The organism is Enterobacter sp. CPE_E1241, assembly GCF_045618265.1.
In the GTDB taxonomy this organism is placed as follows: domain Bacteria; phylum Pseudomonadota; class Gammaproteobacteria; order Enterobacterales; family Enterobacteriaceae; genus Enterobacter; species Enterobacter adelaidei.
In genome coordinates this window covers 733,020-746,758 of record NZ_JBIWYV010000001.1, presented here as the reverse complement: position 1 = coordinate 746,758, position 13,739 = coordinate 733,020, and the positions used below count along the sequence as shown (strand labels likewise).

The 13,739-nt window shown below is 56.2% G+C and carries 12 protein-coding genes; 4 read left to right on the top strand and 8 right to left on the bottom strand.

The features are described from left to right. Positions 1 to 39: 39 nt before the first annotated feature. The gene (gene ettA, locus ACJ9Y9_RS03650; protein WP_028016606.1) at positions 40 to 1,707 is read left to right on the top strand and encodes an energy-dependent translational throttle protein EttA; all 1,668 of its coding nucleotides are present in this window, start codon (positions 40 to 42) and stop codon (positions 1,705 to 1,707) included. A gap of 42 nt (positions 1,708 to 1,749) precedes the next feature. Here ettA and ACJ9Y9_RS03645 read toward each other — a convergent pair whose 3' ends face one another. Further along, entirely contained in the window at positions 1,750 to 2,649 is a 900-nt protein-coding gene (locus tag ACJ9Y9_RS03645) for a LysR family transcriptional regulator (RefSeq protein ID WP_028016605.1), read from the bottom strand. Between the two features lie 108 nt (positions 2,650 to 2,757). Between ACJ9Y9_RS03645 and ACJ9Y9_RS03640 the strand changes: the two genes are divergently transcribed. Beyond that, complete coding sequence (locus tag ACJ9Y9_RS03640) at positions 2,758 to 3,759, top strand: zinc-binding alcohol dehydrogenase family protein (RefSeq protein ID WP_028016604.1); 1,002 nt, start codon at positions 2,758 to 2,760, stop codon at positions 3,757 to 3,759. A gap of 54 nt (positions 3,760 to 3,813) precedes the next feature. Here ACJ9Y9_RS03640 and nadR read toward each other — a convergent pair whose 3' ends face one another. The 3 genes from nadR to serB are packed head-to-tail and all read right to left on the bottom strand — an operon-like array spanning position 3,814 to position 7,447. Continuing rightward, the gene (gene nadR / locus ACJ9Y9_RS03635) at positions 3,814 to 5,046 is read right to left on the bottom strand and encodes a multifunctional transcriptional regulator/nicotinamide-nucleotide adenylyltransferase/ribosylnicotinamide kinase NadR (RefSeq protein ID WP_028016603.1); all 1,233 of its coding nucleotides are present in this window, start codon (positions 5,044 to 5,046) and stop codon (positions 3,814 to 3,816) included. A 35-nt stretch (positions 5,047 to 5,081) separates the two neighbouring features. Continuing rightward, on the bottom strand, positions 5,082 to 6,467 hold the full coding sequence (gene radA / locus ACJ9Y9_RS03630; RefSeq protein ID WP_014068810.1) for a DNA repair protein RadA: 1,386 nt from the start codon (positions 6,465 to 6,467) through the stop codon (positions 5,082 to 5,084). An 11-nt stretch (positions 6,468 to 6,478) separates the two neighbouring features. After that, positions 6,479 to 7,447: a phosphoserine phosphatase gene (gene serB / locus ACJ9Y9_RS03625; RefSeq protein WP_407226066.1), complete on the bottom strand. Its 969-nt coding sequence runs from the start codon at positions 7,445 to 7,447 to the stop codon at positions 6,479 to 6,481. Between the two features lie 117 nt (positions 7,448 to 7,564). Between serB and ACJ9Y9_RS03620 the strand changes: the two genes are divergently transcribed. Together ACJ9Y9_RS03620 and lplA are read left to right on the top strand one after the other, a co-directional pair. Further along, positions 7,565 to 8,209 (top strand): YtjB family periplasmic protein, encoded by a 645-nt coding sequence (locus tag ACJ9Y9_RS03620; protein WP_028016601.1) that lies wholly within the window; start codon positions 7,565 to 7,567, stop codon positions 8,207 to 8,209. Between the two features lie 39 nt (positions 8,210 to 8,248). Next, on the top strand, positions 8,249 to 9,265 hold the full coding sequence (gene lplA, locus ACJ9Y9_RS03615) for a lipoate--protein ligase LplA (protein WP_028016600.1): 1,017 nt from the start codon (positions 8,249 to 8,251) through the stop codon (positions 9,263 to 9,265). Positions 9,266 to 9,314: 49 nt separating this feature from the next. Here the strand turns inward: lplA and deoD are convergent, their stop codons facing one another. From deoD to deoC, 4 genes are all read right to left on the bottom strand, one after another. Further along, complete coding sequence (deoD, locus tag ACJ9Y9_RS03610) at positions 9,315 to 10,037, bottom strand: purine-nucleoside phosphorylase (RefSeq protein ID WP_028016599.1); 723 nt, start codon at positions 10,035 to 10,037, stop codon at positions 9,315 to 9,317. Positions 10,038 to 10,125: 88 nt separating this feature from the next. Then, positions 10,126 to 11,349 carry a phosphopentomutase gene (deoB, locus tag ACJ9Y9_RS03605; RefSeq protein ID WP_028016598.1) on the bottom strand — a complete coding sequence of 408 codons (1,224 nt, stop codon included), beginning with the start codon at positions 11,347 to 11,349 and terminating at the stop codon, positions 10,126 to 10,128. A gap of 52 nt (positions 11,350 to 11,401) precedes the next feature. Continuing rightward, on the bottom strand, positions 11,402 to 12,724 hold the full coding sequence (deoA, locus tag ACJ9Y9_RS03600; RefSeq protein WP_231079127.1) for a thymidine phosphorylase: 1,323 nt from the start codon (positions 12,722 to 12,724) through the stop codon (positions 11,402 to 11,404). A 54-nt stretch (positions 12,725 to 12,778) separates the two neighbouring features. Continuing rightward, positions 12,779 to 13,558: a deoxyribose-phosphate aldolase gene (gene deoC / locus ACJ9Y9_RS03595; protein ID WP_032666764.1), complete on the bottom strand. Its 780-nt coding sequence runs from the start codon at positions 13,556 to 13,558 to the stop codon at positions 12,779 to 12,781. Between the last annotated feature and the right edge of the window lie 181 nt (positions 13,559 to 13,739).

The window sequence follows — 13,739 nt, the reverse complement described above, 5'->3', positions numbered from 1 at the left end:
AAATTCCTTCTCATTACGATAAAAGAGGCGAAGTCCAACGTGGCTCAATTCGTTTATACCATGCATCGTGTCGGCAAAGTTGTCCCGCCGAAACGTCATATTCTTAAAAATATCTCGCTGAGCTTCTTCCCGGGCGCAAAAATCGGTGTTCTGGGTCTCAACGGTGCCGGTAAGTCCACCCTGCTGCGCATCATGGCCGGCATCGATACAGACATCGAAGGTGAAGCCCGTCCGCAGCCTGGCATCAAGATTGGTTACCTGCCGCAGGAACCTCAGCTGAACCCGGAACACACCGTCCGCGAATCCGTTGAAGAAGCGGTGTCCGAAGTGGTTAACGCCCTGAAAGGTCTGGATGAAGTGTATGCCAAGTATGCCGAGCCGGATGCTGACTTCGATAAACTGGCTGCTCAGCAAGGCAAGTTTGAAGAAATTATCCAGGCGCACGACGGTCATAACCTGAACGTGCAGCTGGAGCGCGCCGCTGACGCCCTGCGTCTGCCGGACTGGGATGCAAAAATCGCTAATCTGTCCGGTGGTGAACGCCGCCGTGTAGCGCTGTGCCGCCTGCTGCTGGAAAAACCAGACATGCTGCTGCTCGACGAACCAACCAACCACCTGGATGCAGAATCCGTGGCGTGGCTGGAGCGCTTCCTGCACGACTTCGAAGGCACCGTTGTGGCGATTACCCACGACCGTTACTTCCTCGACAACGTCGCAGGCTGGATCCTGGAGCTGGACCGTGGTGAAGGTATTCCATGGGAAGGTAACTACTCCTCCTGGCTGGAGCAGAAAGATCAGCGTCTGGCGCAGGAAGCCTCTCAGGAAGCGGCGCGTCGCAAGTCTATTGAGAAAGAGCTGGAGTGGGTTCGTCAGGGCGCGAAAGGCCGTCAGTCTAAGGGCAAAGCCCGTCTGGCACGCTTCGAAGAGCTGAACAACACCGAATACCAGAAACGTAACGAAACCAACGAACTGTTTATTCCACCTGGAGCACGTCTGGGGGATAAAGTGGTTGAAGTCAGCAATCTGCGTAAGTCTTACGGCGACCGCCTGCTGATCGACGATCTGAGCTTCTCTGTGCCGAAGGGCGCGATTGTCGGGATCATCGGTCCGAACGGCGCGGGTAAATCCACCCTGTTCCGCATGATGTCCGGTCAGGAACAACCTGACAGCGGCTCTATCACCCTGGGTGAAACCGTGAAGCTGGCGTCCGTTGACCAGTTCCGTGACGCGATGGATAACAGCAAAACCGTGTGGGAAGAAGTGTCCGGCGGTCTGGATATCATGCGTATCGGCAACACCGAGATGCCAAGCCGCGCCTATGTTGGCCGCTTTAATTTCAAAGGCACCGACCAGGGCAAACGCGTAGGCGAGCTGTCCGGTGGTGAGCGCGGTCGTCTGCACCTGGCGAAACTGCTGCAGGTGGGCGGTAACGTTCTGCTGCTCGATGAACCAACCAACGACCTGGACATCGAAACCCTGCGCGCGCTGGAAAACGCCCTGCTGGAGTTCCCGGGCTGCGCGATGGTAATCTCGCACGACCGTTGGTTCCTGGACCGTATCGCGACCCACATCCTGGACTACCAGGACGAAGGTAAGGTGGAGTTCTTCGAAGGTAACTTCACCGAATACGAAGAGTACAAGAAACGCACGCTGGGCGCAGACGCGCTGGAGCCGAAGCGTATTAAGTACAAGCGTATTGCTAAGTAAGTGTCTAAAAAGCCGGGTGGTGCTCACGCTTACCCGGCTTGTTTATTTGCCCACGTAATACCGCTTCACCTCATCGAACTGCATCGCAAACTCGATATAGCTCATCAGCGCAGGCGAATTCAGCTTGCGGCTCGGATAGGCCAGCCACAGATCATTCCCCTCGACATTCCACTCAGGCAGCACTTTTACCAACGCACCCTTCTCCACCTTATCTTCCAGCAGAAAAGCAGGCAGCAGCGTAATGCCGGCGCCAGCAATCGCGCACTCACGCGCGTACACCAGGTTATCCGTCATATGGGCGTTATCCGGCAGATAGCGGTAATCCTCACTCTCGCTTCGCAGCAGCCATTCAGACCAGGCTTTGTGGGTAATACAGCGGTGCTCCACCAGCTGGCGGGGATGCGTCAGCGGCTCCCGACGCGCGAGATATTCGGGCGAGGCCAGCATAAAGCGCGGACAGTGCCCGATCATCCGGCCAATCAGGGATGAGTCCTGCGGCTTGCCGGTACGCAGCGCCACGTCAAATCCGGCCTCGACCAGATCCACCACGTCGTCAGAGATCGACACATCCAGCGACACGTCAGGAAAGCTCAACTGGAACTCGGCGTTCATATGCGCCAGCAGCGTCGCGCCAATCCCTGCCGGGCAGGTGATCCTTAGCCGCCCACTCGGGTTTTCGCGCAGCCGCTGGATGGCGTACTCCGCACGCTCGCTGGCTGCCAGCATCTCGCGGCAGTGCACCAGATAGTGCTCGCCCGCAAACGTCAGGTTCAGCCTGCGCGTAGTACGGTTAAGCAGACGGATCCCCACCTGCTGCTCAAGCTGGCTAATGCGCTGGCTGACGCTGGATTTCGGCAGTTCGGCCTTCTGCGCCGCAGCGGTAAAACTTCCCATCTCTGCCACCAGCGCAAACAGCGCCATATCCTGCAGCTGTTTAAACATGATTGTTCACCCTGTACGAACGCTGAGTTCTCGATTGTCCATCTTATCATGCAGCTGACCACTTAATAGACTAGCCTCAACAAAACGCATTCCATTGAGGAGCACACCATGTCCGTTAAAGCCATTGCCGTTAACCCATCGAACCCTTCAGCCTTTATTGAGATTGCTCAACCGATGCCGCAACCCGGCGAGCACGACCTGCTGGTCGAGGTGAAGGCCGTTTCCATCAACCCGGTCGATACCAAAGTGCATGCCAGTATTGCCAGAAACGGTCTGCAGGAGCCGCGTATTCTCGGCTGGGATGCCAGCGGTATCGTTAAATCCGTTGGCGCTGGCGTTAGCGGATTTAAACCGGGCGATGCGGTGTGGTATGCAGGGGATATCACCCGCCCTGGCAGCAACACTACCCACCAGTTGATCGATGCGCGTATCGTCGGGCACAAACCAGCCAACCTCGGTTGGGCCGCCGCAGCCGCATTGCCACTGACCGCCCTGACAGCCTGGGAAGGATTATTCGAGCGGCTGAACATTCAGAATGCCGACGCGGATAAAACGCTGTTGATTATCGGCGGTGCGGGTGGCGTAGGATCGCTGGCGATCCCGTTTGCGAAGCACAATAGCAAGGTGAAGATCATCGCGACGGCGTCAAGAGAGGATTCCGCCCAGTGGTGCCGCGATCGCGGTGCTGATGTGGTGGTGAACTATCGCGACCTGAAAGGTGAACTGGCAAAACAGGGGATCACCTTTGTGGATTACATTTTCATTCTCAACGACACCGATGGCCACTGGGATGCGGTCAGTGAGCTGATTGCACCACAGGGGCATATCTGCTCCATCGTTGAGAACGCGCATCCGCTGAATCAGGATAAGCTGAAATCAAAATCTGCCGCCCTGCATTGGGAATTTATGTACACCCGCAGCATGTACCAGACTGCCGATATGGCACGTCAGGGGGAGATCCTCAATGAGGTGGCGAAACTGGTAGATAACGGTGTGGTAGAGAGTTCACTGAGTGACACACTGTACGGGCTGAGCGTGGAAAGCATTACCGAGGCGCACCGTAAAGTGCTGGACGGGCATATGCGCGGAAAAGTGGTGGTTGAGTTCTGAGTGATCTGATTCCCTCACACCGACCCTCTCCCTTTGGGAGAGGGCGGTTAACGCTTACCCCTGCTCCCCCATCATCTCCTTCACCAGCTCGACGCAGCGCAGGAAACGGGAGTCGTAGTCTGACTCTTCAACATGCACAAACTCAACGTTGTTCTCATTGAGCATATCCACCAGCATGGTCTGGAATTCCCGCCTGTCCACGGAACTGCCGAGGCTGCGCATCCCGTCAGCCACCCACGGGGTGTTGTTTTCCAGCAGGATCACCAGGTCAAAGCGGTATTCATCAATCAGCGCCTGCACGAACGGGTGCTCACGCCCTTCATATTTTTTACAAAATGCCTGAGTGGTGACGAAATCAGTATCAATGAATGCCACTTTATTCGCATATTTCACCGCGAAATCAATGTACTGGGCATGACCGAGCGCGATTTTGTCGTAGTCGGAATACTGCAGCGCCATCTCGTCGCCGCCGAGGTGCGAGAAGACATAATCGCGGCCATATTCCCACGCGCTGGTGGTGTTGAAGATATTCGCCAGTTTGTTAACCAGCGTTGATTTCCCGCTCGACTCACCGCCCAGAATGGCGACGGTGCGGACAAAGAACGGTTTCACTTCAGTTGGGATGTAATCCCAGTAGCGGAACGGGTTTTCGCGGATTTGCGCCCCGCTGATATTCATAAACGTCCGTTTCGGATCAATCAGCACCGTTTCAATACCCAGATGCTCGCGGAACTGCGGCGCGTCTGACTCTTCAGAGGTGTAGATCCAGTTCGGGGTGATGCCCTTCTCTTCCATGAACGCTTTAACGCCGTTGCTCCACACGTCCCAGCCGTGCGGATACGGCTCCATGCCCTCTTCATTAAAGGCATGGATGCGGATATTTTTCTGATATTTGAAGGTCTGAAGTAGCCAGCGCAGACGGTCCGGCACGGTCGGCTGCTGCGACATGGCGCTGTCTTCAAACAGCTGGCGATCGCGGGTTTCGTCATACCCCATGATGATGTGCAGCTCATCCACCTGGCTACAGGCGCGCTGAATCAGATAGATGTGCCCGGTATGCAGCGGGTAAAATTTGCCGAATACCACGCCGATATTCTTTTGCATACGCGGGAATTCAAGCCCCAGAAAGCGATGTAACGCCTCCAGCTTTTGCGCGCTGGGACTTTTGATTTTGGCGTTCAGCAGTTGGCTAAGGTAGCCTTTGGTCATTCCGCTGGCGTCCGCCACCTGCTGTAACGTGCAGCCCTTCTGGCGGATTGCGGTCTTAATGTAGTCAAATGATGACATAAATTACGGTGCCTCCTGCAAAATCGAATACGTAATTATAAGTCGTCAAAGACATTTAACGCATCTGCGAGTTTCTTAACGCCAAAAACCTGCATCCCTTCCGGGATTTTTTTCGGCACGTTAGCGGCGGGTACAATCGCCCGGCGGAAGCCGTGTTTTGCCGCCTCGGAGATACGCTCCTGGCCGCTTGGCACCGGACGGATCTCTCCAGCCAGACCAACCTCACCAAATACCACCAGATCCTGCGGCAGCGGCCTGTCTCGCAGGCTGGAGACCATCGCCAGCAGCAGCGCCAGGTCTGCACTGGTCTCAGTGACTTTAACGCCGCCGACCACGTTAACGAAGACGTCCTGATCCGCCATCTGCAGCCCACCGTGACGGTGCAGCACCGCCAGCAGGATCGCCAGGCGGTTCTGTTCCAGACCGACCGCCACGCGCCGTGGGTTGCCCATCATCGACACGTCCACCAGCGCCTGAATTTCAACGAGCAGCGGGCGCGTCCCTTCCCACAGCACCATCACCGAGCTGCCGGAGGTTATTTCATCGCCGCGACTCAGGAAGATGGCCGACGGGTTGCTGACTTCGCGCAGCCCCTGCTCGGTCATGGCAAATACGCCCAGTTCGTTCACCGCCCCGAAGCGGTTTTTATGGCTGCGCAGGGTACGGAAGCGGGAATCTGCGTCGCCGTCGAGCATCACGGAGCAGTCGATACAGTGTTCGAGCACCTTCGGCCCCGCCAGCGAGCCGTCTTTGGTGACGTGGCCGACCATCACAATCGCCACGCCGCGCGTTTTAGCAAAGCGCGTCAGATAGGCCGCGGTTTCGCGCACCTGCGCCACGCTACCCGGCGAGGACTGAATGTCCGCCATGTGCATCACCTGAATGGAGTCGATCACCATCAGCTTCGGCTGCTCTTCTTCGGCGATCATGCAGATCTGCTCGATGCTGGTTTCGGAGAGCATGTTCAGGTTGCCGGTCGGCAGGCCCAGACGGTGCGCACGCATTGCTACCTGCTGCAGGGACTCTTCCCCCGTGACGTACAGGGTTTTCATCTGCTCGGCGAGCTTACAGAGCGTTTGCAGCAGCAGGGTCGACTTACCCGCGCCCGGGTTACCGCCGATCAGGATGGCGCTGCCCGGCACCACGCCGCCGCCGAGCACGCGGTCAAACTCTTTGAACCCGGTGGAGAAGCGCGGCAGCTCTTCGAGGCTGATATCCGAGAGCTTTTGCACCTTCGCCACGCCCGCGTTACCGGCGTAACCGCTCAGGCGCTCGTTGCGCGCCACGCTCGGCGAAGCCGCCACACCACGCACTTCGGTGATGGTGTTCCAGGCATGACAGGCGCTGCATTGCCCCTGCCAGCGCGGATAATCCGCACCACATTCATTACAGACAAATGCGCGTTTTGGAGCTTTCGCCACGGTTTACCTCGTTATTTCTGATTAAGGCTGCCAGAGAGAATGCAGAACACTCCCATCAGGTCAGCATGACGGATAGTCACTTCCGTCTTTTCGTTCACTTTCGGCTTAGCATGATAGGCAATGCCAAGCCCGGCGGCTTTGATCATCGGCAGATCGTTCGCGCCATCGCCGATGGCGACAGTCTGGACGTGCGGAATTTCATATTTTTCCGCCAGACGGGTCAGGGTGTTGGCTTTGTACTGAGCATCCACGATATCGCCGATCACCTGGCCGGTCAGCTTGCCATCCACGATCTCCAGCTCGTTGGCCACAACGGTGGTCAGATGCAGTTTTTCCCGCAAATAATCCGCGAAGAAGGTGAAGCCACCGGAGGCGATCGCGACTTTCCAGCCTAACGACTGCAGCTTCAGTACCAGCTGCGTCAGCCCTGGCATCAGCGGCAGCACGTCGCGTACCTGACGCAGAATGTTGGCATCGGCCCCTTTCAGGGTCGCCACGCGCTGTCTCAGGCTGGCGGTGAAGTCCAGTTCTCCGCGCATCGCACGCTCGGTGACTTCCGCCACCAGATCGCCGCTGCCTGCCAGTTTCGCAATCTCGTCAATACACTCGATCTGAATGGCGGTAGAGTCCATATCCATCACCAGCAGGCCCGGCGTTTTCAGGTGAGGAATTTTACCCAGCGGGGCAACATCCAGCCCGGCGTCATGCGCCAGGCGTGTCGCACGTTGCGTCAGGGAGCCTGCCAGACGAATGACCTGATAATCCTCGACACACCAGGCGGCGACAATGACCATCGCGGCACCCAGTTTGGTTTGATATTGGGTAAGGCGTTGCTTATCCAGGCCGCGTCCGTACAGCAGCCAGCCGCTACGGCCAGCGTGGTAATCCAGAGGCATCACCTCATCGCCACTAAGAGAGAGCGGCAATCCTGGCCATAAAGAGACATCCGTTGGCAGGTCACACCAGGTAATGTTCGGCATTAAAGCTCCTGTAATTTCGTTCGCGCCGGAAGGTTCCAGAGGGAAAATAACGCATGAGGCTACCTTGTAGCCATCACTTCTGGCAACATTAAGCCCTAAATTTTCAGCAGGTGGAATATGGCTCGCGCAAAACTGAAATTCCGGCTTCATCGCGCCGTGATTGTCCTTTTCTGTCTCGCACTCCTCGTGGTGCTGATGCAGGGGGCGTCGTGGTTTAGCCAGAATCATCAACGGCAACGTAACCCACAGTTTGAAGAGCTGGCCCGCACGCTGGCGCGTCAGGTGACACTCAACGTCGCACCCTATATGCGTACCGAGACGCCGGACGATAAACGAATCGGTCAGGTCTTACGTCAGCTCACTGAAAACAGTCGTATTCTGGATGCGGGCGTTTATGACGAGCAAGGTGACCTGATTGCCCGCGCAGGCGAACATGTCGACGTGCGCGACAGGCTGGCTCTGGACGGCAAAAAAGCCGGAGGCTATTTCAACCAGCAGATTGTCGAACCTGTCCAGGGCAAAAATGGCCCACTGGGGTATCTGCGTATGACGCTCGACACCCACACCCTGCCAACCGAAGCTAAACAGGTGGATAACACCACCAATATTCTCCGCCTGATGCTGCTGCTCTCTCTGGCAATTGGCGTCGTGCTGGCGCGCACGCTGCTTCAGGGCAAACGCACCCGCTGGCAACAGTCGCCGTTCCTGCTGACCGCAAGCAAGTCTATCCCCGAAGAGGAAGAGAGCGAGAAGAAAGATTAATGATAAAGTAGGCGGACGACCCGGAAAAGGAACTCTGCCATGACGACGTTACGCCTGCTTATCTCTGACTCTTACGATCCCTGGTTTAATCTCGCGGTAGAAGAGTGCATCTTCCGCCAGATGCCCGCCTCCCAACGTGTACTGTTTCTCTGGCGCAACGCGGATACGGTGGTCATCGGTCGTGCGCAAAACCCGTGGAAAGAGTGCAATACGCGGCGTATGGAAGAGGACAACGTCCGCCTGGCGCGCAGAAGCAGCGGCGGCGGCGCGGTGTTTCACGATCTGGGCAATACCTGCTTTACCTTTATGGCGGGCAAACCGGAGTACGACAAAACCATCTCAACATCCATCGTCCTGAACGCCCTCAATGCGCTCGGCGTGACGGCAGAGGCTTCCGGGCGTAACGACCTGGTGGTGAAAACCACTGAAGGCGACCGGAAAGTCTCGGGTTCGGCTTACCGCGAAACGATGGATCGCGGGTTCCACCACGGCACCCTTCTTCTGAATGCCGATCTCAGCCGCCTGGCGAACTACCTGAACCCGGACAAGAAAAAGCTGCAGGCCAAAGGGATTACCTCCGTTCGCGGACGCGTGGCAAATCTGGTGGAACTGCTGCCGGGGATTACTCACGAGCAGATTTGCGATGCGATCCGTGACGCTTTCTTTGAACATTACGGCGAGCGCGTGGAAGCAGAAGTGATCTCCCCTGACAAAACCCCGGATCTGCCCAACTTTGCCGAGACGTTTGCCCGTCAGAGCAGCTGGGAGTGGAACTTCGGTCAGGCTCCTGCATTTTCTCACCTGCTGGATGAGCGTTTTACCTGGGGCGGCGTGGAGCTGCATTTTGACGTGGAGAAAGGCCATATCACCCGCACGCAGGTGTTTACCGATAGCCTGAATCCGGCACCTCTGGAAGCACTTGCGGCACGTTTACAGGGCTGTTTGTATCGGGCGGATATGCTGCAACAGGAATGCGAGGTGTTGATCGAGGATTTCCCGGAGCAGGAAAATGAGCTGCGGGAGCTCTCAGCGTGGATTGCACAGGCCGTGCGCTAGATGCGGTCTGGTACCCTCTCCTAACGGGAGAGGGTCGGAAGAGACAGAATTACTCTTTATCGCCCAGCAGAACGGATTCCAGCGCGATTTTGATCATGTCGTTGAAGGTGGTCTGACGCTCGGCAGCGGTGGTCTGCTCGTGGGTACGGATGTGGTCAGACACGGTGCAGATGGTCAGCGCTTTCGCACCAAACTCAGCCGCCACACCGTAGATGCCCGCAGCTTCCATTTCCACACCCAGGATGCCGTATTTTTCCATCACGTCGAACATCTCGCCGCCGTCTGGCGCATAGAACAGGTCAGCAGAGAAGAGGTTACCTACGCGAGCGTCAACGCCCAGCGCTTTTGCTGCGTCAACGGCGTTACGCACCATGCCAAAGTCTGCAATCGCAGCAAAGTCATGATCTTTGAAACGCATGCGGTTGACTTTGGAATCGGTGCAGGCACCCATACCAATGACCACATCACGCAGTTGAACGTCCATGCGCACAGCGCCGCAGGAGCCCACACGGATGATTTTCTTCACGCCGAAATCGGTGATCAGCTCTTTGGTGTAGATGGAGCAGGATGGGATACCCATACCGTGGCCCATAACGGAGATTTTGCGGCCTTTGTAAGTCCCGGTGAAGCCCAGCATGCCGCGAACGTTGTTCACTTCACGCACGTCTTCGAGGAAAGTTTCTGCAATGTGCTTCGCGCGCAGCGGGTCACCCGGCATCAATACGACGTCAGCGAAATCACCCATTTCTGCGTTAATGTGAGGAGTTGCCATCTTCAGTTCCTTTTAAATTGTTTATTCTTTTCACCCTCTCCCTGTGGGAGAGGGTTGGGTGAGGGCATCAGACCGCACCCAACATGATTCAGAACATGGCCTTGCCATATTCCATGTCGGACGTACCAAAGTATTTCGCCAGGGTCTGGCCGATATCCGCGAAGCTTTCACGGTGACCAAGGGAGCCTGGTTTCACTTTCGGGCCGTACACCAGCACAGGAATGTGCTCACGGGTGTGATCGGTACCGGTCCAGGTTGGGTCACAGCCGTGGTCCGCAGTCAGGATCAGAATGTCATCTTCACCCACCAGCTCCATCAGCTCCGGCAGGCGGCGGTCGAACAACTCCAGGCCCGCTGCATAACCGGCAACATCACGACGGTGGCCCCAGGAAGAGTCGAAGTCGACGAAGTTGGTGAAAACAATGGTCTTGTCACCCGCCTCTTTCATCTCTTTGATGGTGGCATCAAACAGCGCGTCCAGGCCGGTGGCTTTCACTTTCTTGGTGATGCCGCAGTTGGCGTAGATATCCGCAATTTTACCCACGGACACCACGTGACCGTCTTTCTCTTCAACCAACTTCTGCAGCACGGTTGGTGCCGGTGGCTCAACGGCCAGATCGTGACGGTTACCGGTACGCTGGAAGTTACCCGCTTTGTCTCCGATAAACGGACGTGCGATAACGCGACCAATGTTGTATCCACCTTCGGTCAGCTCTTCACGGGCGATTTCGCACAGCTCGTAAAGTTTATCCAGGCCGTAGGTTTCTTCGTGACAGGCAATCTGGAACACGGAGTCAGCAGAGGTATAGAAAATCGGTTTGCCGGTTTTCATGTGCTCTTCACCGAGCTCATCCAGGATCACGGTACCGGAAGAGTGGCAGTTACCGAGGTAGCCCGGCAGGTTTGCGCGCTTAACCAGCTTGTCCAGCAGTTCCTGCGGGAAGCTGTTCTGATGATCGGAGAAGTAGCCCCAGTCGAACAGAACCGGCACACCGGCGATTTCCCAGTGTCCAGACGGGGTGTCTTTACCGGAAGAAAGCTCGTGAGCCCATGCGTAGGCACCCACCACTTCCGCGTTGCCGTCCATACCTGCTGCAATTTTACCGGTAGAACCTTCATGCGCTTTCACCAGACCCAGGCGGGTCAGGTTGGGTAGAGTCAGAGGGCCTTTACGACCTTTATCCGCTTCGCCTTTGGCACAGGCTTCCGCGATGTGACCCATGGTATCGGAACCCACGTCACCAAAACGTTCTGCATCTTCGGTTGCGCCGATGCCGAATGAGTCCAGCACCATAATAAATGCACGTTTCATAATTGTTCTCCGTACGTAGTGCTTAAAAATGATTGATCAGATCAGTATACCGCTATTCAGTGATACGACGATAGACCGTTGGTGTGCTTTCCGGTGTTTTATCGTCGAGTGTAATGGCCGCTTTAACCGCTTTCGCCGCTTCCTGCCAGCTGGCTTCATCTTTGGCGTGGATCACCGCCAGCGGACGTTGTCCGTCGACGCTGTCGCCCAGTCGGGCCATATCGGTAAAGCCGACGCTGTAATCAATCATGTCCGATGCCTGGCGACGACCGCCGCCCATTGAGACAACCGCCATGCCGAGTGCACGGGTATCCATGGCTGAGACAAAGCCTTCGCTATCGGCATAAACCGCTTTACTGAGCGTCGCCGTTGGCAGGTATTTCGCGTAGTTTTCCACGAAATCGGTTGGACCTTTCTGCGCCGCCACCATGCGACCAAAGATCTCCGCCGCTTTGCCGTTATCCAGCACCGCCTGCAGTTTCGCGCGCGCGTCTGCATCATCTTTGGCAAGCTTGCCGGAGATTAACATCTCAACGCACAGTGCCATGGTGACGTCGAACAGACGCGGGTTGCGGTATTCACCGGTCAGGAATTGTACGGCTTCACGCACTTCAACCGCATTACCTGCACTGGAGGCCAGAACCTGGTTCATGTCGGTGAGCAGTGCAGTGGTGCGCACGCCGGCACCGTTGGAGACGCCAACGATCGCTTCGGCAAGCTGGGCAGAAAGTTCATAGGTTGGCATAAACGCGCCGCTACCTACTTTTACATCCATCACCAGCGCGTCCAGCCCTTCGGCCAGTTTCTTCGCCAGAATAGAGGCGGTGATCAGCGGGATGGAGTCAACGGTCGCGGTGATATCGCGGGTGGCATAGAAACGCTTATCTGCTGGAGCAAGAGAGCTGGTCTGGCCGATAATCGCCACACCAACGTCTTTAATAATGTCGCGGAAGCGGTTGTCATCCGGGAAGATATCGAAGCCCGGAATGGCTTCCAGTTTGTCGAGCGTACCACCGGTATGGCCGAGGCCGCGCCCGGAGATCATCGGGATGTAACCCCCACAGGCCGCCACCATTGGGCCGAGCATCAGGGAAGTCACATCACCTACGCCACCTGTGGAGTGCTTGTCCACAATCGGGCCGTTAAGGTTCAGGCTCTTCCAGTCCAGAACGGTTCCTGAATCTCGCATCGCCATCGTCAGCGAGACCCGCTCAGGCATCGACATATCGTGGAAGAAAATGGTCATCGCCAGCGCAGCGATCTGCCCTTCAGAGACGGTGTTATCACGAATGCCGTTGATAAAGAAGCGGATCTCTTCGTCGCTTAATGCATGACCATCACGTTTTTTACGAATAATTTCTTGTGCGAGAAACACGGTAACCTCCCGAAATAAGCCGGGATCGCTTCGCGTCACCCGGCAATTCAAACCTTAGTAGCTGCTTGCGCTCTTACCATCGCCGTGACCCAGCGCTTTCAGCAGGCTGGCCAGCAGGCTGGATGCGCCAAAGCGATAGTGACGGGAATCTGCCCATTCAGCGCCGAACAGTTCATCCGCGATGGCCAGGAACTGTTGCGCATCTTCCGCGGTACGTACGCCGCCCGCAGGTTTAAAACCAACCGTTTTGGACACGCCCATATCGCGGATCACTTCCATCATGATGCGTGCGCTTTCCGGGGTGGCGTTAACCGGCACTTTACCCGTAGAGGTTTTGATGAAATCAGCACCCGCTTTGATGGAGATTTCAGATGCTTTACGAATCAGGGCTTCTTCTTTCAGCTCACCGGTTTCGATGATCACTTTCAGCAGTACGTTTGCCGCAGCACACGCATCTTTACAGGCTTTCACCAGGTCAAAACCGACCTGCTCGTTGCCCGCAATCAACGCACGGTATGGGAATACCACGTCAACTTCATCTGCACCGTAAGCAATAGCTGCGCGGGTTTCTGCCAGCGCGATCTCGATATCGTCGTTGCCGTGCGGGAAGTTAGTCACGGTTGCAATACGCACGTCCGGCGTGCCCTGCTCTTTCAGCGTTTTACGGGCAATCGGGATAAAGCGCGGGTAGATACAGATAGCAGCGGTGTTACCGACGGGCGTTTTCGCCTGATGGCACAGGGCGATGACTTTTTCATTGGTGTCGTCATCGTTCAGGGTAGTCAGGTCCATCAGTTTCAACGCGCGCAGGCTGCTTGCAGTTAAATCGGTCATAACATTCTCCAACGGCAGTGCCGTATAAATTTTACCTTGCGGGTCTGTGAGTATTCTAACATTCACCCGCATCCACACTTCGACATTCATCACAGTTAATGAAAACTACGTACAAATTTGCATTGCTGTAATGAGATCTTCTTCAAACTTTATCGTGCTAATTGCTGACGAAAGCAGCAAT

Excerpts from the sequence above, each read along its gene's own strand:
- ACJ9Y9_RS03645 (WP_028016605.1), bottom strand. The coding sequence starts at position 2,649 with ATGTTTAAACAGCTGCAGGATATGGCGCTGTTTGCGCTGGTGGCAGAG.
- serB (WP_407226066.1), bottom strand. The coding sequence starts at position 7,447 with ATGCCGAACATTACCTGGTGTGACCTGCCAACGGATGTCTCTTTATGG.
- nadR (WP_028016603.1), bottom strand. The coding sequence starts at position 5,046 with ATGTCATCATTTGACTACATTAAGACCGCAATCCGCCAGAAGGGCTGC.
- lplA (WP_028016600.1), top strand. The coding sequence starts at position 8,249 with ATGACGACGTTACGCCTGCTTATCTCTGACTCTTACGATCCCTGGTTT.
- ACJ9Y9_RS03620 (WP_028016601.1), top strand. The coding sequence starts at position 7,565 with ATGGCTCGCGCAAAACTGAAATTCCGGCTTCATCGCGCCGTGATTGTC.
- deoD (WP_028016599.1), bottom strand. The coding sequence starts at position 10,037 with ATGGCAACTCCTCACATTAACGCAGAAATGGGTGATTTCGCTGACGTC.
- deoC (WP_032666764.1), bottom strand. The coding sequence starts at position 13,558 with ATGACCGATTTAACTGCAAGCAGCCTGCGCGCGTTGAAACTGATGGAC.
- ACJ9Y9_RS03640 (WP_028016604.1), top strand. The coding sequence starts at position 2,758 with ATGTCCGTTAAAGCCATTGCCGTTAACCCATCGAACCCTTCAGCCTTT.
- deoB (WP_028016598.1), bottom strand. The coding sequence starts at position 11,349 with ATGAAACGTGCATTTATTATGGTGCTGGACTCATTCGGCATCGGCGCA.